This window comes from Paenibacillus lautus NBRC 15380, from assembly GCF_004000945.1.
GTDB lineage: Bacteria > Bacillota > Bacilli > Paenibacillales > Paenibacillaceae > Paenibacillus_AQ > Paenibacillus_AQ lautus.
This window is the reverse complement of the sequence record NZ_BIMF01000024.1, coordinates 1-20,812: the sequence shown is the minus strand read 5'-3', so window position 1 is coordinate 20,812 and position 20,812 is coordinate 1. Positions and strand designations below refer to the sequence as shown.

Here is a 20,812-nt window from a genome sequence, read left to right as displayed (position 1 = left end):
CCAAAACCGTCCGCTGTATAGCTCAGAGGCTTTTTCTAATTTACATATCATCCCTCAAAAAGATAGGGATTATTTATTCAGCGTTTCGCTCCAGTCATGCACCATATGACCCTCGAGATATTTCTCGCAGTCCATAGCCGCCATACAGCCTGTGCCTGCAGCCGTAATCGCTTGACGGTAACGCGTATCCTGAACGTCACCACAGGCGAATACGCCCGGGATATTCGTCTCCGTCGTACCCGGTTTAACCAGGATGTAGCCGGTCGGATCGGTTGTAATCTGATTGCCAAGGAAGCCCGTGTTCGGCGTATGGCCGATAGCCACGAACACGCCTTCCGCTTCAATCAGTTCATCTTCTCCGGTCTCGTTGTTGCGGACCTCTAGCCCCTTAACACCGGTTTCGCTGGTAACCACCTCAACCGGCGTACGATCCAGAGCCCACTGGATCTTCTCGTTCTCACGTGCGCGATCCTGCATGATCTTGGATGCACGCAGTTCGGTACGACGGTTCACTACCGTTACGCTGGAAGCAAAACGCGTCAAGAAGCTGGCTTCCTCCATCGCGGAGTCGCCGCCGCCGATGACAATGATCTTTTTCCCGCGGAAGAAGAATCCGTCGCATGTTGCGCATGTGCTTACGCCGCGGCCAACATTCTCCTGCTCTCCCGGAATTCCAAGATACTTCGCGGAAGCTCCTGTCGAGATAATAACGGACTCAGCCAGAAGCTCGCCCATGCCCTCGACATTCACCTTGAACGGACGCTCGGAGAAATCAACGGACTCGACCCAGGCACTCTTGAACTCCGCACCGAAGCGCTCCGCTTGTTGACGCATATTATCCATCAGCTCAGGACCCATGATTCCTTGCGGAAATCCAGGGAAGTTCTCAACCTCCGTCGTTGTCGTAAGCTGACCGCCCGGCTGCATTCCTTCGATAACGAGCGGCTTCAAGTTCGCGCGTGCCAAGTAGATGGCTGCCGTCAATCCGGCAGGTCCTGTTCCGATTACGATTGATTTGTACATAGATACGGCCTCCTTTAAGGTGTCGATTTTTGTTGCGTGCTTCATTCTATTCTGGACTTATGGAATCTTCATGTACCAAGGTCTCCTAAGTATCCGAATATGGGTTCTTACTTAAATGTTTTCCGTAAATGGCCGAAAATTATCATCCGGCTGTGCTTTCGTTTCACATACGCTATCTATTTGACGTGCGTAACGGCTAACGGTTGATGGCGATATACCATAACGGACAGCCACCTGTTCATAGGTCAGGGTTCGTCCACGCTTCTTGGCCGTCAGATATTCCAATGCCGCTGCCCAGCCCTCCACATTCCGAATGTTCGGAATATCAGGGTACAGCCCGCTTAGGAAATCGGACCAGAGGTTCTCCATCTCTTTTTTCCAAAAAGCGTCTACCCGCATGTCCATCGTCTGCTCTGCCTTCTCCAGCACCGCTTTCCAAGAAGGCAGCCAATCCGGCAGCACCTCGCGGGTCTTGCTGCTGGATACATCGCGATCGTCGCGGCGTTCATTCAGCCGATTGCTTGCGGCCTCCATCTGCTGGAGTACCAGGCGGGCGGCATCTTTCAGCTCCGCATCCTCTCCCGGCTCCTGCAAGAACGACTGCAGCGCATGCTGCACCTCTTCATCGGCAATCAATTCCAGCGTCCGGATTACCTGCAGCTTGGTATGGGGATCGCCATGTCGGAGCGCCCAGAAAAACGAAGATCGAATCAGCGGATTCTGCTTCGCTTCCTCCGTCAACTTGTCGCCGTCATGCTCCCAGCGTTTGAACTGCTCTTCGAACGGAAGATGATAGTGATAACTCACCTTCATCTGGTCCGTACCGGTCTCTTTACGTTTTTGCAGCTGTGCCAGATAGAAATTCGGAATCACCGAGTCTCCGTCCAGCTTCAATGCTTGCCGCCAATATTTCTCGGCCTTATCATAATAACCGCTATTGCAAGCCGCAGCAGCCGTATAATGATACAGACTAGGATCTCCGCTAAACTCCTCATCCTTCAACAAGCGGCGAAAATGACCGTAGGCAATTTCATGCTGCCCCAGTATTCCCATCGTTGTCGCCAGCTTAAACACATGCTCCTGATGAAAAGGAACCGTCACCGTTAGCATGTCCATCAATCGGTCACGCTGCTCCTGATTTCCTTCATGCTGAAAGAAGATAGCTAGATTGCATAGACCGTGCAGATTACCCGGCTCCTGATCCAACACCTCGCCAATCGTGCGCTTCGCGGTATCAAAGCGCCCCATATAATAATAAGCCAGAGCCAGATTGTTGCGCGCAGCCAGAAAATCCGGATAATCCTTGACGATTTCCTCCAACAGCTTGACCGCTTGTGCGAATTTCCCTTCCTCAAGCAGTGCCCGGGCATGCTCATGCTCGACCACGCCTTCACGACTCTTGATCCGGTTCAGCTTGGCAGGACGATTCAGCTCGTAATGAAGCAGCTCCATCATCTCCTCGGCCTCATCCAGAAACTGACCGCTGGGATCCTCCTCCAGATAGGTGACAAGCGCTTCTTCCGCTTTCTCAAACTGTTCCATATTGGCGTAGTTGTTCGCCATATAGAAATAGCACTCCGTCATCAACGGGTCAACCTGCTCCAGAACGTGAGCCAGCACATCGTTGGAAGCTTTATAATCTCCCGTCTCTGATAATATACCCGCCATATTGCAATGATTCACCGGATTATCCGGTTCATATTCAACAGCTTTGCGAAAATATTTCAGAGCCTTGTCATATTGGAAACGATCAAGCGAACGAACCGCGCGATCGAAGAAGAAATTGGCATTCATCTCGATAGATATAACATTGTGGGGGTCACTGGACCCATATGGATGACCATTCACGAAAAGCAAGGCACCTCCTTTAACTTGCTCCTCTATCCACAACAGTATAACACAAGTTTCAACGTCATTTGCAGAAAAAAGACACCAGTTTACACACCGGCGTCTTTGAATAAAGTGGCGATCGATCCGCCCTCGATAATAATGTGGGTTGCCTGGGCCAACATGGGCGCAACAGACAGCACCTTAAGCCGCATCTTGCAGTGATGATCCGGGAGCACGATGGAGTCTGTGACCACGATTTCTTCAATGTGAGCATGGTCCAGACGGCTTAGCGCTTCACCGGAGAAGAGCCCATGGGTCGCACAAACGATGGCATCGTTAGCTCCCCGTTCCTTAAGACCTTCGACCACTTGCACGATGGTGGTTCCGGTATCAATCAAGTCCTCGATAATAATCGGCGTACGCCCTGCCACGTCCCCAATCACATGGGTGATAACGGCTTCGTTATGGGCAGGACGCTGCTTGACCATCATGGCAAACGGCGATCCCAAGCGACTCGCGAGCTTCTCGGCTGTCTTCGCCCGCCCGGCATCGGGGGATACGATAACCGGATTCTCGATATTCTTGGACTTTAGATACTCCGTAATCAGATCCAGTGCAGTCAGATGATCCACCGGTATATTGAAGAAACCTTGAATGGCGGGCGCATGCAGATCAATCGTAATCACGCGGTTGGCCCCGGCTGTGGTCAGCACATCGGCTACCATTTTGGCCGATATCGGTTCACGCGGCGCTGACTTTCGTTCCTGTCTGGCATAACCGTAATAAGGCACAATGATATTGATCGTTCTGGCGGAAGCACGCTTTGCGGCATCAATCATCACCAGCAGCTCTACGAACATTTCATTGATCGGGTGAGAAAAGGACTGCAGTAGAAAAACATCGCAATTGCGGATGCTCTCTTCAAAGTGTACATAAACTTCGCCACTCTGAAAGCGGGAAATCTTGATCTTTCCCAGTTCAACTCCCAACTGCTGACTGATATTTGCGGCAAGCGTCGGATTGGAAGTTCCGGCGAACAATCGTAATGAACGATACATGAGGACCTCCTGACGAGAGTGGTTGATAATGTCGGCTGATGCAGCGATCTCGTTGAAAGCGCTATCGTCAAATCAGGCCGTTCCCGCCTCCTTCAACCTCTTCGAAGAAGGGTCTCTAGGAGTAGAAAACAGCCGTCTGCAATAAACCTGTTTGCAATTAGTGCTTTTCTTTATTATACATCGTTTCCTTCAACATTCAAAAGCACCATCTCCCGCTTCCGGTTACGGAAGGTCGCGATCTCCCGAACGCCAAGCTCCCATAGCAGTGTCCGGGCCTTGTCCAGATGCTCGCCCAGCTTCATCGGCTGATGGGCATCCGACCCTAAAGTCAACGGAATGCCAAGCTTAATCGCTTCCTCCAGCATGCGGCGGCTCGGAAACATTTCCTCACAGGCCTTCGATAAACCGGAGGCATTCAGCTCCATGGCTCGCCCGCTTTGGGCCACGGCCGCAAGCGCGGCTTGCTCCAGAGCGATCACGTCCGGCTTCTGCTCGGGTCCTGGCCCATATCCGAACCGCTTAATTACATCCAGATGGCCCATGATATCATAAAAGCCGGTCGCGGCAGCCTTCTGCACCGCATCATAATATTGTTGATAGACCTCAAGCGGATCCTTGCCCTCCCAGCCTTGGGTCTGGCGGTAATCCGTAATATCCCATTCACCAAGAAAATGAACGGAGCCAATGACATAATCCCACGGATAGTCTTTCACGATCCGCTCGATCTGTTCTTCATATCCCTCGATATAATCGCCTTCGAGACCGATCCGAATGTCAATCTGTCCTTTGTAACGTTCCTTCAGCTGCAGGCATTCTTCCACGTAACGCGGCAGCTCGTCCATCGGCATGGCCATCTCCGGATAATACGTTTCCGGGTTGACGTGAATCAAGGGCATATGATCCGACAAGCCCAATTGATCCATCCCGAGTTCAATGGCGCGTCGTACATACTCCTCCAACTGCCCCTCGGCATGCCCGCACCGGGCATGGTGGGTATGGTAATCAATATGCATCGAGCAGGCCTCCTAATCGCGGCGCGGCCGTTCATGGCGGCGGCTCAGCTCATCCATGATCTCATCCAGCGGGAGCTTCCGCTCCTGAAGAAGCACCAGCAGGTGGTAGATCAGATCGCTGATCTCAAGCTTCAGCTCGGCGTTGTCTTTATTTTTGGCGGCGATGATCGTTTCGGAGGCTTCTTCGCCCACCTTCTTAAGGATTTTGTCCACCCCTTTATCAAAGAGGTATGTCGTATAAGCCCCTTCAGGCCGCTCCACTTCACGCTGGGCAATGACCTCTTCCAGCTCGGCAAGAACCGCAAACCGCCCGCTCTCAGCAGCTGCAGGGTTACTCCCTGACCCGCTTTTCTGCCTCTGAACGGTAATCTCATTGTGGAAGCAGGTCGTTTGTCCGGTATGACAAGCCGGTCCCTTCGGATTCACCTGCAGTAAGAGGGTGTCTCCATCACAGTCGTACGTCATGGATACTACCGTCTGGACGTTTCCGGAAGTTGCCCCCTTATGCCACAGCTCCTCGCGCGAACGGCTCCAGAACCAAGTTTCGCCGCTTTCCAGCGTCAATCGAAGAGACTCCCGATTCATATAAGCCATCATCAGCACCTGCTTGCTCTGTGCATCCTGTACAATCGCCGGCACCAGGCCCGAGGCATCCCAACGGATGTGCTCGCTGACCTGCTCCAGGGATAAATCCTTCAACATATCTTCGCTCACCGTATATCCACTCCTTTTTGACTAAGATGCAACTTCAGATGAGGAATCGAGATCTCTTTATAGTGAAAAATCGTTGCGGCAAGACCCGCATCCGCCTTACCCTTGGTGAACACGTCATAGAAGTGATCCTCTTTGCCGGCGCCGCCAGACGCGATGACCGGGATCTGCACCGTCGAAGATACGGCAGAGGTTAGCGACAGATCGAACCCATCCTTTGTTCCGTCCGCATCCATGCTGGTCAACAAAATCTCGCCCGCACCCAGGCTCTCCGCCTGTTTTACCCAATCCAGCGCTTTGATGCCGGAAGGCGTACGTCCGCCGTGCGTGTACACTTCCCATTCTCCCCACGTTTCGTTGTACTTGGCGTCGATCGCCACGACAATGCATTGGGAGCCGAATTTGCGTGCTCCGGCGGAGATGAGCTCAGGCTGCTTGACCGCGGCCGTATTGATCCCGATTTTATCCGCGCCCGCCCGCAGAATCCGCTTCATGTCCTCGACAGACGAGATCCCTCCACCCACGGTAAAAGGGATGGCGATTTCCCCTGCCGTTCTCCGAACGACTTCTTCCATCGTTGCCCGGCCTTCAACCGAAGCCGATATATCCAGAAAGACTAGCTCGTCTGCGCCTTCCCGGTCATAGAGCGCAGCCAATTCCACGGGGTCGCCCGCATCGCGGAGATTCACAAAATTTACGCCCTTCACCACCCGGCCGTCCTTCACGTCCAGGCAAGGTATGATCCGTTTTGCCAGCATGCCTTTCCCCTCTTCCCCTATGAACTCTATCAATCAATCGCTTATTTGAACGGACCCAAGGTCCAGCCTCACTTGATTCGCGAAATGGCCTCGTTCAGGTCAATATTGCCTGTATACAGCGCCTTGCCTACGATTGCTCCGCCTACACCGTCACCGCTGTGCGCGCTGAGCGCCAGCAGATCGTCCAGCTTCGTCACGCCGCCTGAAGCGATGACCGAGCGGCCGCTGGCTTTGGCCAACGAGACAATCCCCTCTACGTTTGGCCCCTGCATCATTCCGTCGCGGGAAATATCGGTAAAGATGAAGGTTTCCGCTCCTTTGGCTGCCAGCTCCTTAGCCAACACCTCGGCTTGAACCTCCGACGTTTCCAGCCAGCCCCTTGTTGCGACGTATCCGTTGCGCGCGTCGATCCCGATGGCCACCTTATCGCCGTATTTTCCCAGCACCTCTTCCGTAAAGACACGGTCTTCAATCGCCGCCGTACCGATGATAACCCGGCTGACGCCAAGCGACAGCAGCCGCTCCACATCCGCCAGCGTACGCAGGCCGCCGCCTACCTGAACCGGAACCTGGACGCTGGATGCGATCTTCCCGATGATATCGTCATTCACTGGATGGCCAGCCTTCGCTCCGTCCAAATCTACAAGATGAATAAAGGTGCCACCCTGCTCTTCCCACGATTTGGCTACCTCGAGCGGATTGTCATTGTATACCGTTTCTTGATTATAATCGCCTTGCACGAGCCTGACGCATTTGCCGCCACGAATATCGATTGCCGGATATATGATAAAATAGGACATCCCCATTCCCACTTTCCTTCTGGTCTATTTGATCGCCTTACATTACGTTAAAGCCTATGTTAAAGCTAAAAAATTCCGAAGCAGGCTCATCCCAAGCTCCCCGCTCTTCTCGGGATGGAACTGCATGCCGTACACCGAACCACGGCCCACGATGGCCGTCACTGGCTGACCGTAATCGGTAACCGCCAGCAAATCAGCCTGAACCTCAGGAAGAACATGATACGAGTGGACAAAATACACATGACCTTCCTCAAGCCCCGCAAACAGCGGATGCTCCCGCTTCTCGAACTGCAACGAATTCCAGCCCATATGCGGCACCTTGTAGTCACCACCCGCAAACCGTACAACCGATCCGGGCAAAATATCCAGCCCTTCATACTTGCCATGCTCCTCGCTTCGGCTGAACAGGAGCTGCATGCCGAGGCAAATCCCCAGCAGCGGCTTCCCCGATTCCGCAGCTTCCTTCATGACCGAGTCCAGCGAGGTTTCGCGCAGCTGCTCCATGGCATCTCCGAACGCGCCCACCCCGGGCAGAATGATGCCATCCGCCGCCAGAATCTCCTCTCGCTCCCCCGTGAGGAGCGGCTTATATCCAAGCCGCTCCACTGCTTTGCTGACGCTGTGCAGATTGCCCATGCCGTAATCCACGATTGCAATGGCCATCGATTAGAGCACTCCCTTCGTGGATGGCACGCCGGTCACCCGCGGATCCACGGTAGTCGCCTCATCCAATGCACGGCCGAGCGCCTTAAACACCGCTTCAATCATATGGTGGGTATTGTGTCCGTAATGAACGATGACATGCAGCGTGATCCGGGCTTCCAGCGCCAACTTCCACAGAAATTCATGGACAAGCTCGGTATGAAAAGAGCCTACCTGCTGCGAAGGATACTCGGCCCGATACTCAAAATGCGGACGGTTGCTGATATCCACAATGACTTGAGCAAGCGCCTCGTCCATCGGTACAAACACACTGGCATACCGCTTGATCCCTTTTTTATCGCCCAGTGCTTCCCGGAACGTCTGCCCCAGGCAAATCCCGATATCCTCCACCGTGTGGTGGTCATCGATCTCGATATCGCCTTTCGCCTTGACGCGAAGATCGAACTGGCCATGCTTCGTAAACAAATCAAGCATATGATTCAGAAACGGCACATCGGTCTCCAATTCCGAAATCCCGGTTCCATCGACATTGAAATCCAGGGCAATGTCGGTCTCATTGGTTTTGCGGCTCACGCCGGCTGATCTTGCTGCTGCATCCAAACTACTCACGTTGATTGCCTCCTCTAAACGTTTCTAGTACGAATCACTCATGTTCCTCTTTGATGCTTAACGCTCCTGTTCAAGCCGAATCTGGATCGCCCGGGCATGGCCTTCAAGCCCTTCGCGCCGGGCCAGCTCCATAATCTGCTCGCCGTCGCGCAGCAAGGCTTCCTTGCTGTAGTAGATCAAACTCGATTTCTTAATGAAATCGTCCAGATCAACCGGCGATGCGAACCGTGCCGTTCCATTCGTCGGGATGATATGATTCGGCCCTGCAAAATAATCACCTACCGGCTCCGAGCTATATGGCCCGAGGAAGATCGCACCTGCATTCTCGATCTGGCCTACGATGGCCATCGGCTCCGCCGTCACGATCTCCAGATGCTCCGGCGCTAAACGGTTAATAACTTCGATCCCTTCTCTAAGGGATTCTGTTATAATCACCGCGCCGTAAGTGTCAACGGAAGCTCTGGCGATGTCGCGCCGCGGCAGCAGCTCAAGCTGCCGCTCCACTTCAGTGGCAACGGCCTCGCCCAGCTTGCGCGAAGGCGTCACGAGAATGGCGGATGCCATTTCGTCATGCTCTGCTTGGGAGAGCAAATCCGCCGCAATATACGAAGCATCCGCGCTGTCATCGGCCAATACCGCAATCTCGCTCGGACCGGCCAGGCTGTCTATATTGACAGCCCCGTACACTTCTCGCTTAGCAAGGGCAACGTAAATATTGCCGGGGCCGCAGATTTTATCGACGGGGGAAATGGTCTCCGTACCGTAAGCCAACGCTGCAATCGCTTGAGCTCCTCCTACGCGGTAGATCTCCGTAACGCCCGCCTCGGCTGCAGCGACCAGGATATAGGGATTAATCCCATCCTTCCCGCCGGTTGCCGGGGGGGTGACCATGACAATCTCGGGCACGCCTGCCACTTGCGCCGGGATCACGTTCATCAGCACGGACGAAGGATAGGCTGCTTTTCCGCCGGGTACATATACTCCCACGCGCTTTAACGGACGAATGATTTGTCCTAAGATGCTGCCGTCCGGCTGTAGATCCATCCAGGAATTTCGCTTCTGCTTCACATGGAAAGCCCGAATATTATCCGCAGCTGCCTGAATCGCCTTCACGAACGAGGGCTCCACATGATCATAAGCCGCTTTAAGCTCTTCTTCTGTAACTCGAAGCTGATCTGCGGTCAGACGGACACGGTCCAATTGCTCGGTATGCAGCAGCAAGGCAGCATCTCCTTCAGACCGAATATCCCGCACAATCGCCTTCACGACTTCATTCTGCTCTGGTGTGCCGTAATCATTTTCCCGTTTTAGCTGAAAGTCCCGTGCTGATACAACCTTCACCTTAATCTCCCCCAATCCTGCTGCTTGCATCACATCTTGTTTCAATACACGCTTAGCGTTTCTTACGAATCAACAATCTATATGTCCGATCGATCCATGCTCATCTTTGCTTATATCTGCGTTTCTTATCGCTGTATATTGGCTCCCTCAGACATAATGACCGTTTGCAGCCGATCGCACAATGCCTGAATTTCATCATTCTTCATCCGATAGCTGACACGATTGGCAATCAGGCGACTTGTAATTTCAAAGATGCTGGTCATCTCTATAAGTCCGTTCTCCTTGAGCGTTTGGCCCGTTTCCACCATATCCACGATCCGGTCCGCCAAACCGATAAGCGGTGCAAGCTCGATCGAACCGTTCAGTTTAACCACTTCAACCTGCTGGCCTTGTTCACGGAAATACTGTGATGCCACGTTCGGATATTTGGTGGCAACCCGCTGACGTATGCCCGGCTTCCAGTCCGGCATGCCGATAACCGACATCCGGCACCTTGCGATGCCGAGATCGAGCAGCTCATAGACGTCTTTGTTCTCTTCCATCAGCACATCCTTGCCAACGATTCCGATATCCGCGACACCGTATTCCACATAAGTCGGCACATCCACCGGCTTCGCCAGAATAAATTCCATTCCTGCCTCCGGCAAGGGAATGACCAGCTTGCGCGTCTCATCCACATCGAGGGGAATCGGAAGTCCGGCTGAACGGAACAGCGCGGATGCTTTTTTATAAATACGCCCTTTGGGCATCGCTACTTTCAAAGTTTCCGCCACGTTCAAATCCTCCTGACCTTAACCTATATAAAATAGAGTGATATATCAGTGTTCTATTGAAGGGTAATGATCTCCCGATAGCCTCGATTAAGCAGGCTGCCGGATACAACGGGTACCCCCGCATCGCGGACATTCGCCGAGTCCGGCATGATCGAGGTGATGACGGTATGGCCCTGTGCCCGCAATTCTGATGCTTTTGCCAATCCCTCTTTGCGATAGGAGGCCGTGTACCGGATCAGAATGGGCAGCTCCTCCGCAATCTCTTCCCCTTGCACGCCATCCAATATGCGATTGGTCTTGAGTGCAAAGCCGGTTGCCGGAACCGCACGGCCAAACTGCTGCAGAAGCTTGTCGTAACGACCACCGCTTGCGACGGGCGAGCCCAGTTCGGCAGCATATCCCTCGAACGTCATTCCCGTGTAATAGGAGAAGTCGCCGAGCATCGTCAGATCAAACAGAACATGTCTGGAGACGCCGTATGCCTCCAACACCTCCCATACTCTGCACAGGTGCTCAATAGAAGCTCTTGCGAGATCATTGCTGCTAATCTCAAGTGCTTGCCCGGCAATCTCCCGGCCCCCGCGCAGCTTCAGGATTCCTTCCAGCTGATCCTGCTGTGTCTCCGTAAGGCGCAGACTGGCAATGGTATTTCGGTATCCGACATAGTCGCGGTTCAGCAGATCCTGCTTCAGGCTCTCTTGATCCTCCGTCCGCTCAGGCAGCACCTCCTGGAGAAGGCCATTAAGATACCCCATATGTCCCATCGCGATTTTGAATTTCTCCACGCCTGCCGCCTTCAGGGATTCGATGGCCAGCGCAATCACCTCGGCATCCGCCTCCGGCGTATCATCGCCTACAAGCTCGACGCCGGTCTGGAAGAACTCAGCCTCCCGGCCTGCTTCCTCTTCGATTGCGCGAAACACATTTGCATGGTAAGACAAACGCACCGGCAGCGGCTCATCCTTCAGCAGCGACGACATAACCCGTGCTATGGGAGCGGTCAGATCGGACCGCAGCACCATCGTTGTCCCGCGTTTATTCAATAATTTAAACAGTTTCTGGTCCGACGTAGAGCTTGCCACGCCGACCGTATCGTAATATTCCATCGTTGGTGTCATAATCTGCCGGTAACCCCAGCGGTCCATGCATGCAAGCACTTCGCGTTCAATCCGACGCAGCTTGGTGACCGCATGAGGGAGATAATCACGAACACCTGCCGGTTTCTCGAAGCCTTTCGGTTTAGACATGACGCTCCACCTCAAATTCAGTAAAGTCTTTAATATGGTAAAGTGGTACCTTGCTAATAAATTAAAGGATATTGGCTATATTACCATGAATCTTGCCTGATCGTCAATGCATCATGGATGCGTCTGCTTATGTATCGTTCTCAGTTGTCATCCAGCTTAGCCGCCAAAGAATCCGCTTCACTTCTGGGTATAATTGTAACACAAGAACAAGCTGGAGTGGCTTGCTTGTCTATGGGCGACCTTCTGCTATGTCCAGCAGTATAATACAAAAAAAGCCGCCCGATTGCCGGACGGCTTTGCTTTATGATCATTGAAAAGAAAAAAAGTATGCCTGGTATGGTTATAGATCAACTGATTTCTTGCTGTCGCCTGTAACGGTGTCTTTTCTCTGCGTTGGCGCTTTGGGGGCTTTGGATGATGGCTTCAAGGATCGTGGAACGCTGCCAAGCAGCATCCAGGATCCTGGAATCCACCGGAACACCGTTTGTACCACCAGTGCGCTGACAATGAGGGCAGTTACCATGCCGCCATATATCCAGATGAGATAATCATCGGTTACCGGATTCAGCTTGAGATCGTACTCCCGATACAGGAACAGCCAAAGAGGATGCACCAGATAGATCGCGAAGGACAGCTCGCCAATCCGCGTCAGCACCCTTACGATGAGTTTCCAACCGCTGTTATACAGCCAGCTGGCCAGCTGCATCAGCACAATCGCGGAGAAAACCGTGTGCAGATTCCACAACAGCTCGTACAACAGGGAATCGTATTTGGCACCGTGCAATCTCTGATTGTACCAAATCTGCACATGCGTTAGTGCCATCGCGAGCCAGCCGGCCCATAACACGACCGTGCCTGCTCTTTGACCTGAAGTCTGCTTTTTCCAGGATGACGTTAGCCAGCCCTTGAATTTGTCGTAATTCATCGCCAGATAAGCACCCAGCATATAGTAGGCTAAATACGAGATGGCCAAGCTTCCTTTAAACGTGTAGTGCAGCTCGTATTTATTCCAAATGATAAAGCCCCATTGCAGCAGGAACCCGATGGGAACCGCCCACCGTACGAGAAACCGGGACGATTTGAACAGCTTAAGGAAAATCGGGAACAGGATATAGAACTGCAAACTGATAAATACAAAATATAAGTGCGTATAGTTCTGTCCCCGAATTAAACGTTCAAAGAAAATCGGCATCTGTGCCCATAGATCAAATGAGCTGTTGAGCAACCCGTTCTGATACATCCGCACAAAGAAATAGATAATCGAGAACAACACATATGGCAGCAAAATATACAAGAGCCGCCGTTTGTAGAAGTTTTTGATCAGATCCTTGGTCAGCGGCCGGTCCGCATAGTTATAGAACAGCACAAAACTGCTTAGGAATATAAAAGAGGGTGTACCGTATTTAAAGAAAATATTCAAAAAATTAATAATATAATAGAATCGCGAATCAATCGCATCAACCGTTGCAAATGAAGTCGCATGAACGTGAAGCACGCCCAGAATGGCCAGCGCACGATAAATATCGAGCTGCGGCAGCCTTTCCTTTTTGTTCAGCGTTGCACTCATGTCAGGCGTCGCCTCCTTGATTTCAAGTATTTTCATAGAGTCAGTGTATAAGGATAGGCGGGCAAAAAAGTCCCTCAAGGCTATCATACCCAGGGGACTATGGAATCGCTTTGTGTCATGTTATCCTCTACTCATTCTACAATAATTCAGGCAGATTGAGAACCTAACTTGTCACATTACCTCAAATTGACTCACTTTCCGTCGATGTCCTTTTCAGCTCTCGCAATGGATTGCCGCCTACAAAAACACCCGGTGCCACATCTCTATGTACGACAGACCCTGCAGCAACAACCGCTCCATCTCCGATCGTTACGCCAGGCAAAATCGTGGTGTTCGCTCCGATGAGCACGTTCTCCCCGATCCGCACTTCACCCAAACGATATTCCTTTATTAAGTACTCATGGGCAAGAATCGTTGTATTGTAGCCGATGACCGAATTCTCACCGATGGATATTTTCTCCGGAAAAAACACATCCACCATGACCATTAATCCAAACGCGGTATGCTTCCCCACCTTCATCCCGAGCATATGGCGGTATATCCAGTTCTTCAAGGGCAGGATAGGGCAATAGCGGGCCAACTGGATAAAGATAAAGTTCTTGACCCCCTTGAACGGGCTCACGGTGCGGTAGATTTGCCATAACGCGTTGGGCCCTTCTACAGGATAACGGGTAATCTTTCTGGCCATGCTGCCAAAACTCCTATTCCTCTTGAAGTCCTACGATCTCATACAGGTCTTTCATATCCCTTAAAACATAATCCGGACCATACTCCATCAGCTTTTGCTCACCCTTCAGGGACCAAGCTACAGCGGCGGCCTTCACGCCCGCCGCCTTGGCAGATTGAATGTCAACCGGGCTGTCTCCGATCATCAATGTCGTAGCCGGATTGGCGCCCAGCCGCTCAATCGCCGTCAGAACGGGCTCAGGATGCGGCTTCGGATGCTCGACGTCGTTCACCGTAACAATCGCCGACATGAAACGCTCCAGATCGTACTTTTCCAAAGTCATCATTGTGGAAGGACGGATCTTCGTGGTTACAATCCCCAGCGAAAGCCCGTGACGATGAAGACGCTCCACGACTTCATTTACATGGGGGAACGGTCTCACCATCTCATCATGATGAAGCGTGTTGAAGGAGCGGTAGGCTTTGACAAGCGGACTAACATCCTCGACGCCTCCCGAGAACGCCTGCAGCTGCTGTTCCAGCGTGGTTCCCATATGTGGAATGATCTGCTCCCTGGTTAACGGCCCCGGGGCCTGAGCCTCGAAGACATGCAGAAACGACGAGATAATCAATTCATTCGTATCGATAATGGTTCCGTCCAAATCAAACAGTACGGTTTCGATCATGCTGCAACTACTCCTTTTTGTCCTCCGTATCTGGTTTTATTCCCGGAGTATCTTCTACTCGGGACGGTTTGACTTCCGTCTCCTGGGTTAGAGAGCTTTTATCAGCCGTCTCTTCTGGATCTGCTGCCGGTTTATCCTGCTTAACAGGTGCCTGCGCGGATGGCTTCACGGCTTTATTGGTCTGAAGGTCCGCTTCAGGCGTAGGGCCTGCTCCGGTCTTCGTCGACACGATCGGGTCCAAATACCGCACATTGGCGCGACCTGTCACGCGGCGTACAATGATCAGTATGATGCCTCCAATGACAATCAACACGGACAGCAGCTGGGAGATCCTAATATTGCCGTAAGCCGGATCCAGATGGCCCAGTTCAAAGCCCATCCAAGTCATCGGTGCCCATAACGTATTGTTAATGAAGTCGGCAAGTCCGGCTGCGCCTTGGAACGCCAAACTGTCCGTGCGCACCGCTTCAATGAAGAATCGGCCGATGGAATACCAAATGAAATATCCGATGAAAAGTTCGCCTGCGCGCAGGAATTTCTGTCTGCGGAGGATAAGCAGTATGACAATACCCACCAAGTTCCATAAGGATTCATATAAGAAGGTAGGATGATGGAATACGCCTTGTACATTCATTTGATTGACGATGAAATCAGGCAGGTGCAGTTGTCCGCGTAAAAAGGACTCGCTTACAGGTCCGCCATAGGCCTCCTGGTTAACGAAGTTCCCCCAGCGTCCAATGATCTGGCCGGCCAACAGGGACGGAGCACAGATGTCGGCAATCCGCCAGAACGAATAGCCTTTGCGGCGAACATAGATCAACGCACAGATAATGGCACCAATAAGGGCACCGAATATGGCAATCCCGCCGTTCCATATTTTGAACACATCCAGGAAGTTGTCTTTATAGTCTTCCCATTTAAAAGCTACATAATAAATACGCGCACCAATGATAGCGGAAGGAACGCCAAGCAGGAGCAAATCCATGAAAAATTCCTGCGGAATGCCAAAACGCTTCCCCTCGCGTATGGCCAGTAACAGGCCCGCCAAAGCACCCAAACCCAAAATCAAGCCATACCAATGAACACGCAGCGATCCGATGGAGAACGCCACCGGATCGATGAGCAATGTTTGCATCTTTTATAACCTCCCTAGTCCTAGTCCAAATCGTCCATATCTTCAGCGATCGTAGCTGTCAGTTTGTTCGTAAACTGCAGTGCAGCATTCAGTCCCATTTGTTTCAATCTGTAGTTCATAGCTGCCACTTCAATAATAACCGCAAGGTTACGTCCTGGACGAACCGGAATGGTGACCAGAGGGATGTCCGTCTCGATAATTCGTGTTGTCTCTTCATCTAACCCCAGACGATCATACTGTTTATCCTGCTGCCAGGCTTCCAATCGAACAACAAGCGTAATCCGTTTATTGTTCCGAACGGCTCCTGCACCGAATAACGTCATCACATTAATAATACCGACTCCGCGAATCTCCAGAAGATGGCGAATTAGCTCCGGCGCCGTTCCGTGAAGCTGAAAATCCGATGTCTGACGTATCTCCACCGCATCGTCCGCAATTAATCGGTGTCCGCGTTTGACGAGTTCCAGTGCCGTCTCGCTTTTCCCGATACCGCTTGAGCCTGTTATCAGCATCCCTACCCCATAAACATCGCACAATACCCCGTGGATGGTTGTAGTTGGTGCAAGTTTGCGCTCCAGGAAGCTTGTGAATCGGCTTGTCAGAATGGTTGTCGCCATGCTGCTGCGCAGTACAGGCAGACCTCTCTCATTCCCGAGTTCCACCAGTTCTTCCGGCACTTCCAAGGAACGTGTAACCACGATGCAAGGTGTTTCTTCCGTGCACAGGCTGCGCATCCGCTCTTTCCGCTCTTCCGGCTTCAGCATTCCGAAGAAAGCCAACTCCGTGCGCCCCATTAGCTGAACCCGTTCCCGCGGATGGTATTCAAAATAACCGGCCATTTCCAATCCCGGGCGATTCAGATCGTCCGTTGTAATCTGACGTTTCAAGCCTTCCTCACCTGCGATGACCTCCAGCTGAAACTGCTGGACCAGCTCGGATACCTTCACTTTCTTGGCCATGGTCTTACCCCTCTTCTTCCATTGTATGTTGACATCACAACGCAACCGTCACCACGGCTCGTCTTATGATGATATATTTCATGATTCGGTTATTTCCTTCTACAAAACAATGCTTCACATGCCTTACAGCCGTTTGTTACTTAGCATGAAATACGCTTCAACATCCCATGTGATCCATACTTATGTATCCCTTGCTTTGTGCTTATCTTATCGAAAAAAACCAATGAATGCAATTCTCTTCGACTATTCGCTAGGGACATTAGGCTCATATCGGGGTGAACCGACGCTACGATTACGTACTATAACTTGAATAATGTAAATGTAATGTTTTATTACGAAAGGCATTATTAACTCTATTCTTTTTCCCGCCTCCGGGTTTACTGCTTTATATAATCTGCTATTCCATTGAATATATCTACTACCTTCTGCGTGAAGCGCCTTACACCTTCTCTAGGAGTGAATACTAATAATACCTTGATTTATCTATTTTCCTCCTAAAAAAACCGCCCCTTGAGGGGGCGGTTTCCAAGAGATCCCGATTGCTGAAGATTAGTCTTCGAGCAATACGTTCAATTCAGACTCTTTATCAAAGATATGAACTTTGTTCATGTCGAGTGCCAATTTCACATTGTCGCCTTCACGAGTAGTCGAACGTCCGTCTACACGGCCGATAACCGTATCGGTGCCCAAACCGCTCAGGTACAAGAGCATTTCGTGACCAAGGTTCTCGGTAACGTCAACTTTTGCAGTAAAGATTGTGTTCGGGGAAGCTTCGAGGAAGACTGGCTCTTCATGAATATCTTCCGGACGAACACCCATGATTACTTCTTTGCCAATCATGGATTTATTTTTGAGCAATTGTGCTTTACCGCCTGGTACTTGAACGTTCAAGCCCTGGGAAGTAAAGTATACGCCACCGTTTTGCTCGGACAATTTACCGTTGATGAAGTTCATGGTTGGGGAACCGATGAAACCAGCAACGAACAGGTTGTTCGGGTTGTTGTACAGTTGCTCTGGGGAATCCGCTTGTTGAATAATACCGTCCTGCATAACAACGATACGGTCACCCATCGTCATAGCTTCTGTTTGGTCATGCGTTACATAGATACAAGTGGTTTCAAGACGCTTAACCAGCTTTGTAATTTCGGCACGCATCTGACCGCGGAGTTTCGCATCCAAGTTGGAAAGCGGCTCATCCATCAAGAAGACTTGTGGATCACGGACAATCGCACGACCCAAGGCAACACGCTGACGCTGACCACCGGACAGAGCTTTTGGTTTGCGCTCAAGCAAATGCTCGATATCCAGGATTCTCGCTGCTTCACGTACACGTTTATCGATTTCGTCTTTCTTCACTTTACGGAGTTTCAAACCGAATGCCATGTTCTGATATACGTTCATATGTGGATACAAGGCGTAGGATTGGAATACCATCGCGATGTCGCGATCTTTAGGTGCTACATCGTTAACAACGCGGTCGCCAATGTAAAGTTTACCCTCAGAAATTTCCTCAAGACCTGCGATCATACGCAGTGTTGTGGACTTACCGCAACCGGAAGGACCTACCAATACCAAGAATTCTTTATCTTTAATATCCAGATTAACGTCAATTACAGTTGCTTTATCCGCACCTGCATACTTTTTGTAAATATGCTCTAAGCGTACACCAGCCATGTGCATTTGCCCCCTCATATGAATGTTATGAAATCGAATACAATTAATTTATAATCTTATATTACCCCATAGGCACCTGACTTGCTATACACAATCTGCACAAAAAACCTATTTCCTTTTCGTCACTTTATACAATAGAAGCGTTATTTTCACTAAAACCGCATCACTGAAGCTGCGAACATCAAGCCCCGTCTCCTGTTTGATCTTATCCAAGCGGTACAGCAGCGTGTTACGGTGGATATACAGGTGCTTGGCCGTCTCACTCACGTTACAATCCAATTCGAAAAAAGACTCCAGCGTTGACAAGGTCTCACTATCCTCGAATAAATCGGTATGTCCGGCAGCGTACTCTCGCAGGAATTGATTGCGCTGGTACTCGGGAATGCTATAGACCAGACGCTCCAGATGAAGTCCAGTCGACAGATGGATATGTTCCTTCACCTGGAATGTACGGCCGATGGTCATGGTCTCTCTTAACATGCTAACGGTCTGTGGCAGAGCATGCAGAGCATTAACCGCCGGTATCGCGGAGATATGGAAATCCCCCACCCATTCCGTTGAGATAAGCTCGTAGAGCCCCATACAGAATAAGGAGAGTAACTCCTGATCGCCTTCCGCCGGAGTATCCTCTTTATCATCGGTCGTTATACCGTCCAGCAATTCTTGGTCCGCTAGGATAATCCATTCCTTATCAAGCAGTGGCACCAGAATGATGTCCCCATCAAAATAGCTGCGCAACAACCGATGCAGCGCCTTATAACTTGGAGTGGGAGCATGCTCGCTCTCATGAATAAGAAGAAAGGGAACCATGTCCTCCGTCAAGCTTGTCCGAATCAACATTTCCTCTGGTAACTCGGCAAGCAGTTCACCGGCCTGCAGGCGTTCCTTTAACCAACCACCCAACTGTTGGGCGCGCCGTTCTTCTTCAACCTTACCGGCATTCTTTGGCGTTAGCCCTGGCGTCGTATCCTGAAGGCTGGACAATAGTAGAGTTATAAGCCCAATCTCCGACTCCGTCAAAGTACCTTGATCCGCTACGATTACCCGGCGAGGATCCTGTTGATTCACCGGAATCCAAATCTCACCGAGATCCTTGTGTAAATAGATGCCTTGAACCCTTCGTGATTTGTGTGAGGTTCCATTACTCGACCCCTGGGCTCCTTCCTCATGAACAATCCGATCACCGAATTGCGGTGAGGTCGCCATTGATTTTGTTAACCATGCTGCTTCCTGATCATTCAATGTTTTTAAACCGAGTGAGGTACCCAAGGTCTGCTCTAGTTTCTGAACGATGTGCTCCATCTCCACCATTGATGACTCCACCACTTTATCGTTTTTTCTTATTTTAGCATAACACCCTGTACAAACGACAATGCCTTCTCTCTAAGTCCACCTACATTGGGGAAAAACAGCTTAAAAACAACACAAAAAGAGCCGTCAACAACGTTGACGACTCTTCGGATGAGCCATGAAGGACTCGAACCTTCGACACCCTGATTAAAAGTCAGGTGCTCTACCAACTGAGCTAATGGCTCTTATTACTGGTGGAGGATGATGGATTCGAACCACCGAACTCGGACGAGAACAGATTTACAGTCTGCTGCGTTTGGCCACTTCGCTAATCCTCCAGGATATAAAGGTGGCTCGGGACGGAATCGAACCGCCGACACGAGGATTTTCAGTCCTCTGCTCTACCGACTGAGCTACCGAGCCTTACATAAAAATAAAGCACGGATTCCCACTTTAATCTGTGGAAAACCGACCATTTTTATTCCTTAAAATTAATAATGGCGGAACTGACGGGATTCGAACCCGCGATCTCCTGCGTGACAGGCAGGCATGTTAGGCCTCTACACCACAGTTCCACATTATTAAAAATGGTGCCGGCGAGAGGACTTGAACCCCCAACCTACTGATTACAAGTCAGTTGCTCTACCAATTGAGCTACACCGGCATGGTAAGGTGATAAAAATAGTACATGGTGGAGGCTGAGGGGATCGAACCCCCGACCCTCTGCTTGTAAGGCAGATGCTCTCCCAGCTGAGCTAAGCCTCCAGGTATGTATGGTAGCGGCGGAGGGGATCGAACCCCCGACCTCACGGGTATGAACCGTACGCTCTAGCCAGCTGAGCTACACCGCCATATAAACCTATTTGCGTTCAAGTTATTCAAATGGCGGAGAGAGAGGGATTCGAACCCTCGCACCGCTTACGCAGTCTAACCCCTTAGCAGAGGGTCCCCTTATAGCCACTTGGGTATCTCTCCATCATAACTTGTATGCAGTTACAGAGATTGATTC

The 20,812-nt window shown here is 51.1% G+C and carries 19 protein-coding genes and 8 tRNA genes; all 27 read right to left on the bottom strand.

Translation table 11 applies throughout. The annotated features are described in order from the left end of the window. Positions 1 to 69: 69 nt before the first annotated feature. Positions 70 to 1,023, bottom strand: a complete 954-nt coding sequence (gene trxB / locus PLA01S_RS27445) for a thioredoxin-disulfide reductase (RefSeq protein ID WP_127595005.1) — start codon at positions 1,021 to 1,023, stop codon at positions 70 to 72. A gap of 111 nt (positions 1,024 to 1,134) precedes the next feature. Next, the gene (locus tag PLA01S_RS27440; RefSeq protein WP_174819262.1) at positions 1,135 to 2,817 is read right to left on the bottom strand and encodes a tetratricopeptide repeat protein; all 1,683 of its coding nucleotides are present in this window, start codon (positions 2,815 to 2,817) and stop codon (positions 1,135 to 1,137) included. 143 nt (positions 2,818 to 2,960) lie between these two features. Continuing rightward, entirely contained in the window at positions 2,961 to 3,911 is a 951-nt protein-coding gene (locus tag PLA01S_RS27435) for a ribose-phosphate diphosphokinase (RefSeq protein ID WP_100539545.1), read from the bottom strand. A gap of 173 nt (positions 3,912 to 4,084) precedes the next feature. Beyond that, entirely contained in the window at positions 4,085 to 4,924 is an 840-nt protein-coding gene (gene hisJ, locus PLA01S_RS27430; protein ID WP_127595001.1) for a histidinol-phosphatase HisJ, read from the bottom strand. Between the two features lie 12 nt (positions 4,925 to 4,936). Further along, positions 4,937 to 5,626 (bottom strand): bifunctional phosphoribosyl-AMP cyclohydrolase/phosphoribosyl-ATP diphosphatase HisIE, encoded by a 690-nt coding sequence (gene hisIE, locus PLA01S_RS27425; RefSeq protein WP_371860463.1) that lies wholly within the window; start codon positions 5,624 to 5,626, stop codon positions 4,937 to 4,939. A gap of 8 nt (positions 5,627 to 5,634) precedes the next feature. After that, positions 5,635 to 6,393, bottom strand: a complete 759-nt coding sequence (hisF, locus tag PLA01S_RS27420) for an imidazole glycerol phosphate synthase subunit HisF (protein ID WP_127594996.1) — start codon at positions 6,391 to 6,393, stop codon at positions 5,635 to 5,637. Positions 6,394 to 6,461: 68 nt separating this feature from the next. Continuing rightward, positions 6,462 to 7,193 carry a 1-(5-phosphoribosyl)-5-[(5-phosphoribosylamino)methylideneamino]imidazole-4-carboxamide isomerase gene (gene hisA / locus PLA01S_RS27415; protein WP_174819261.1) on the bottom strand — a complete coding sequence of 244 codons (732 nt, stop codon included), beginning with the start codon at positions 7,191 to 7,193 and terminating at the stop codon, positions 6,462 to 6,464. A 54-nt stretch (positions 7,194 to 7,247) separates the two neighbouring features. Then, positions 7,248 to 7,856, bottom strand: a complete 609-nt coding sequence (gene hisH / locus PLA01S_RS27410) for an imidazole glycerol phosphate synthase subunit HisH (RefSeq protein WP_100539540.1) — start codon at positions 7,854 to 7,856, stop codon at positions 7,248 to 7,250. 3 nt (positions 7,857 to 7,859) lie between these two features. Continuing rightward, positions 7,860 to 8,465 (bottom strand): imidazoleglycerol-phosphate dehydratase HisB, encoded by a 606-nt coding sequence (gene hisB, locus PLA01S_RS27405; RefSeq protein ID WP_009595657.1) that lies wholly within the window; start codon positions 8,463 to 8,465, stop codon positions 7,860 to 7,862. 57 nt (positions 8,466 to 8,522) lie between these two features. After that, on the bottom strand, positions 8,523 to 9,806 hold the full coding sequence (gene hisD, locus PLA01S_RS27400; protein WP_127594992.1) for a histidinol dehydrogenase: 1,284 nt from the start codon (positions 9,804 to 9,806) through the stop codon (positions 8,523 to 8,525). Between the two features lie 125 nt (positions 9,807 to 9,931). Beyond that, entirely contained in the window at positions 9,932 to 10,579 is a 648-nt protein-coding gene (hisG, locus tag PLA01S_RS27395; RefSeq protein WP_127594990.1) for an ATP phosphoribosyltransferase, read from the bottom strand. A gap of 53 nt (positions 10,580 to 10,632) precedes the next feature. Next, positions 10,633 to 11,826, bottom strand: coding sequence for an ATP phosphoribosyltransferase regulatory subunit (locus PLA01S_RS27390; protein WP_127594988.1), 1,194 nt, complete (start codon positions 11,824 to 11,826; stop codon positions 10,633 to 10,635). Between the two features lie 340 nt (positions 11,827 to 12,166). Further along, a complete protein-coding gene (locus PLA01S_RS27385) occupies positions 12,167 to 13,393 on the bottom strand; it encodes an acyltransferase (protein WP_127594986.1) in 1,227 nt (408 codons plus the stop codon). 181 nt (positions 13,394 to 13,574) lie between these two features. Further along, complete coding sequence (locus PLA01S_RS27380; RefSeq protein WP_127594984.1) at positions 13,575 to 14,081, bottom strand: acyltransferase; 507 nt, start codon at positions 14,079 to 14,081, stop codon at positions 13,575 to 13,577. Positions 14,082 to 14,094: 13 nt separating this feature from the next. Next, on the bottom strand, positions 14,095 to 14,745 hold the full coding sequence (gene ppaX, locus PLA01S_RS27375) for a pyrophosphatase PpaX (RefSeq protein WP_127594982.1): 651 nt from the start codon (positions 14,743 to 14,745) through the stop codon (positions 14,095 to 14,097). 7 nt (positions 14,746 to 14,752) lie between these two features. After that, positions 14,753 to 15,880: a prolipoprotein diacylglyceryl transferase gene (gene lgt / locus PLA01S_RS27370; protein ID WP_127594980.1), complete on the bottom strand. Its 1,128-nt coding sequence runs from the start codon at positions 15,878 to 15,880 to the stop codon at positions 14,753 to 14,755. Positions 15,881 to 15,900: 20 nt separating this feature from the next. After that, a complete protein-coding gene (gene hprK / locus PLA01S_RS27365) occupies positions 15,901 to 16,839 on the bottom strand; it encodes an HPr(Ser) kinase/phosphatase (RefSeq protein ID WP_071219440.1) in 939 nt (312 codons plus the stop codon). A 549-nt stretch (positions 16,840 to 17,388) separates the two neighbouring features. Beyond that, entirely contained in the window at positions 17,389 to 18,513 is a 1,125-nt protein-coding gene (locus tag PLA01S_RS27360) for an ABC transporter ATP-binding protein (RefSeq protein ID WP_100539532.1), read from the bottom strand. 108 nt (positions 18,514 to 18,621) lie between these two features. Then, positions 18,622 to 19,836 (bottom strand): PucR family transcriptional regulator, encoded by a 1,215-nt coding sequence (locus PLA01S_RS27355; protein ID WP_246059879.1) that lies wholly within the window; start codon positions 19,834 to 19,836, stop codon positions 18,622 to 18,624. Positions 19,837 to 19,975: 139 nt separating this feature from the next. Continuing rightward, positions 19,976 to 20,048, bottom strand: a tRNA-Lys gene (locus PLA01S_RS27350). Positions 20,049 to 20,055: 7 nt separating this feature from the next. Next, positions 20,056 to 20,141, bottom strand: a tRNA-Tyr gene (locus PLA01S_RS27345). Positions 20,142 to 20,153: 12 nt separating this feature from the next. Further along, positions 20,154 to 20,226 (bottom strand) — tRNA-Phe (locus tag PLA01S_RS27340). Positions 20,227 to 20,301: 75 nt separating this feature from the next. Further along, positions 20,302 to 20,378, bottom strand: a tRNA-Asp gene (locus PLA01S_RS27335). Between the two features lie 13 nt (positions 20,379 to 20,391). After that, a tRNA-Thr gene (locus PLA01S_RS27330) sits at positions 20,392 to 20,467 on the bottom strand. 25 nt (positions 20,468 to 20,492) lie between these two features. After that, a tRNA-Val gene (locus tag PLA01S_RS27325) sits at positions 20,493 to 20,568 on the bottom strand. A 9-nt stretch (positions 20,569 to 20,577) separates the two neighbouring features. After that, a tRNA-Met gene (locus PLA01S_RS27320) sits at positions 20,578 to 20,654 on the bottom strand. 32 nt (positions 20,655 to 20,686) lie between these two features. Then, positions 20,687 to 20,778 (bottom strand) — tRNA-Ser (locus PLA01S_RS27315). Positions 20,779 to 20,812 lie beyond the last annotated feature (34 nt).

Excerpts from the sequence above, each read along its gene's own strand:
- PLA01S_RS27390 (WP_127594988.1), bottom strand. The coding sequence starts at position 11,826 with ATGTCTAAACCGAAAGGCTTCGAGAAACCGGCAGGTGTTCGTGATTAT.
- lgt (WP_127594980.1), bottom strand. The coding sequence starts at position 15,880 with ATGCAAACATTGCTCATCGATCCGGTGGCGTTCTCCATCGGATCGCTG.
- PLA01S_RS27385 (WP_127594986.1), bottom strand. The coding sequence starts at position 13,393 with ATGAGTGCAACGCTGAACAAAAAGGAAAGGCTGCCGCAGCTCGATATT.
- PLA01S_RS27380 (WP_127594984.1), bottom strand. The coding sequence starts at position 14,081 with ATGGCCAGAAAGATTACCCGTTATCCTGTAGAAGGGCCCAACGCGTTA.
- ppaX (WP_127594982.1), bottom strand. The coding sequence starts at position 14,745 with ATGATCGAAACCGTACTGTTTGATTTGGACGGAACCATTATCGATACG.
- PLA01S_RS27360 (WP_100539532.1), bottom strand. The coding sequence starts at position 18,513 with ATGGCTGGTGTACGCTTAGAGCATATTTACAAAAAGTATGCAGGTGCG.
- hisF (WP_127594996.1), bottom strand. The coding sequence starts at position 6,393 with ATGCTGGCAAAACGGATCATACCTTGCCTGGACGTGAAGGACGGCCGG.
- hisA (WP_174819261.1), bottom strand. The coding sequence starts at position 7,193 with ATGTCCTATTTTATCATATATCCGGCAATCGATATTCGTGGCGGCAAA.
- PLA01S_RS27435 (WP_100539545.1), bottom strand. The coding sequence starts at position 3,911 with ATGTATCGTTCATTACGATTGTTCGCCGGAACTTCCAATCCGACGCTT.
- hprK (WP_071219440.1), bottom strand. The coding sequence starts at position 16,839 with ATGGCCAAGAAAGTGAAGGTATCCGAGCTGGTCCAGCAGTTTCAGCTG.
- hisH (WP_100539540.1), bottom strand. The coding sequence starts at position 7,856 with ATGGCCATTGCAATCGTGGATTACGGCATGGGCAATCTGCACAGCGTC.
- hisJ (WP_127595001.1), bottom strand. The coding sequence starts at position 4,924 with ATGCATATTGATTACCATACCCACCATGCCCGGTGCGGGCATGCCGAG.
- hisIE (WP_371860463.1), bottom strand. The coding sequence starts at position 5,626 with ATGTTGAAGGATTTATCCCTGGAGCAGGTCAGCGAGCACATCCGTTGG.
- PLA01S_RS27440 (WP_174819262.1), bottom strand. The coding sequence starts at position 2,817 with ATGAATGCCAATTTCTTCTTCGATCGCGCGGTTCGTTCGCTTGATCGT.
- trxB (WP_127595005.1), bottom strand. The coding sequence starts at position 1,023 with ATGTACAAATCAATCGTAATCGGAACAGGACCTGCCGGATTGACGGCA.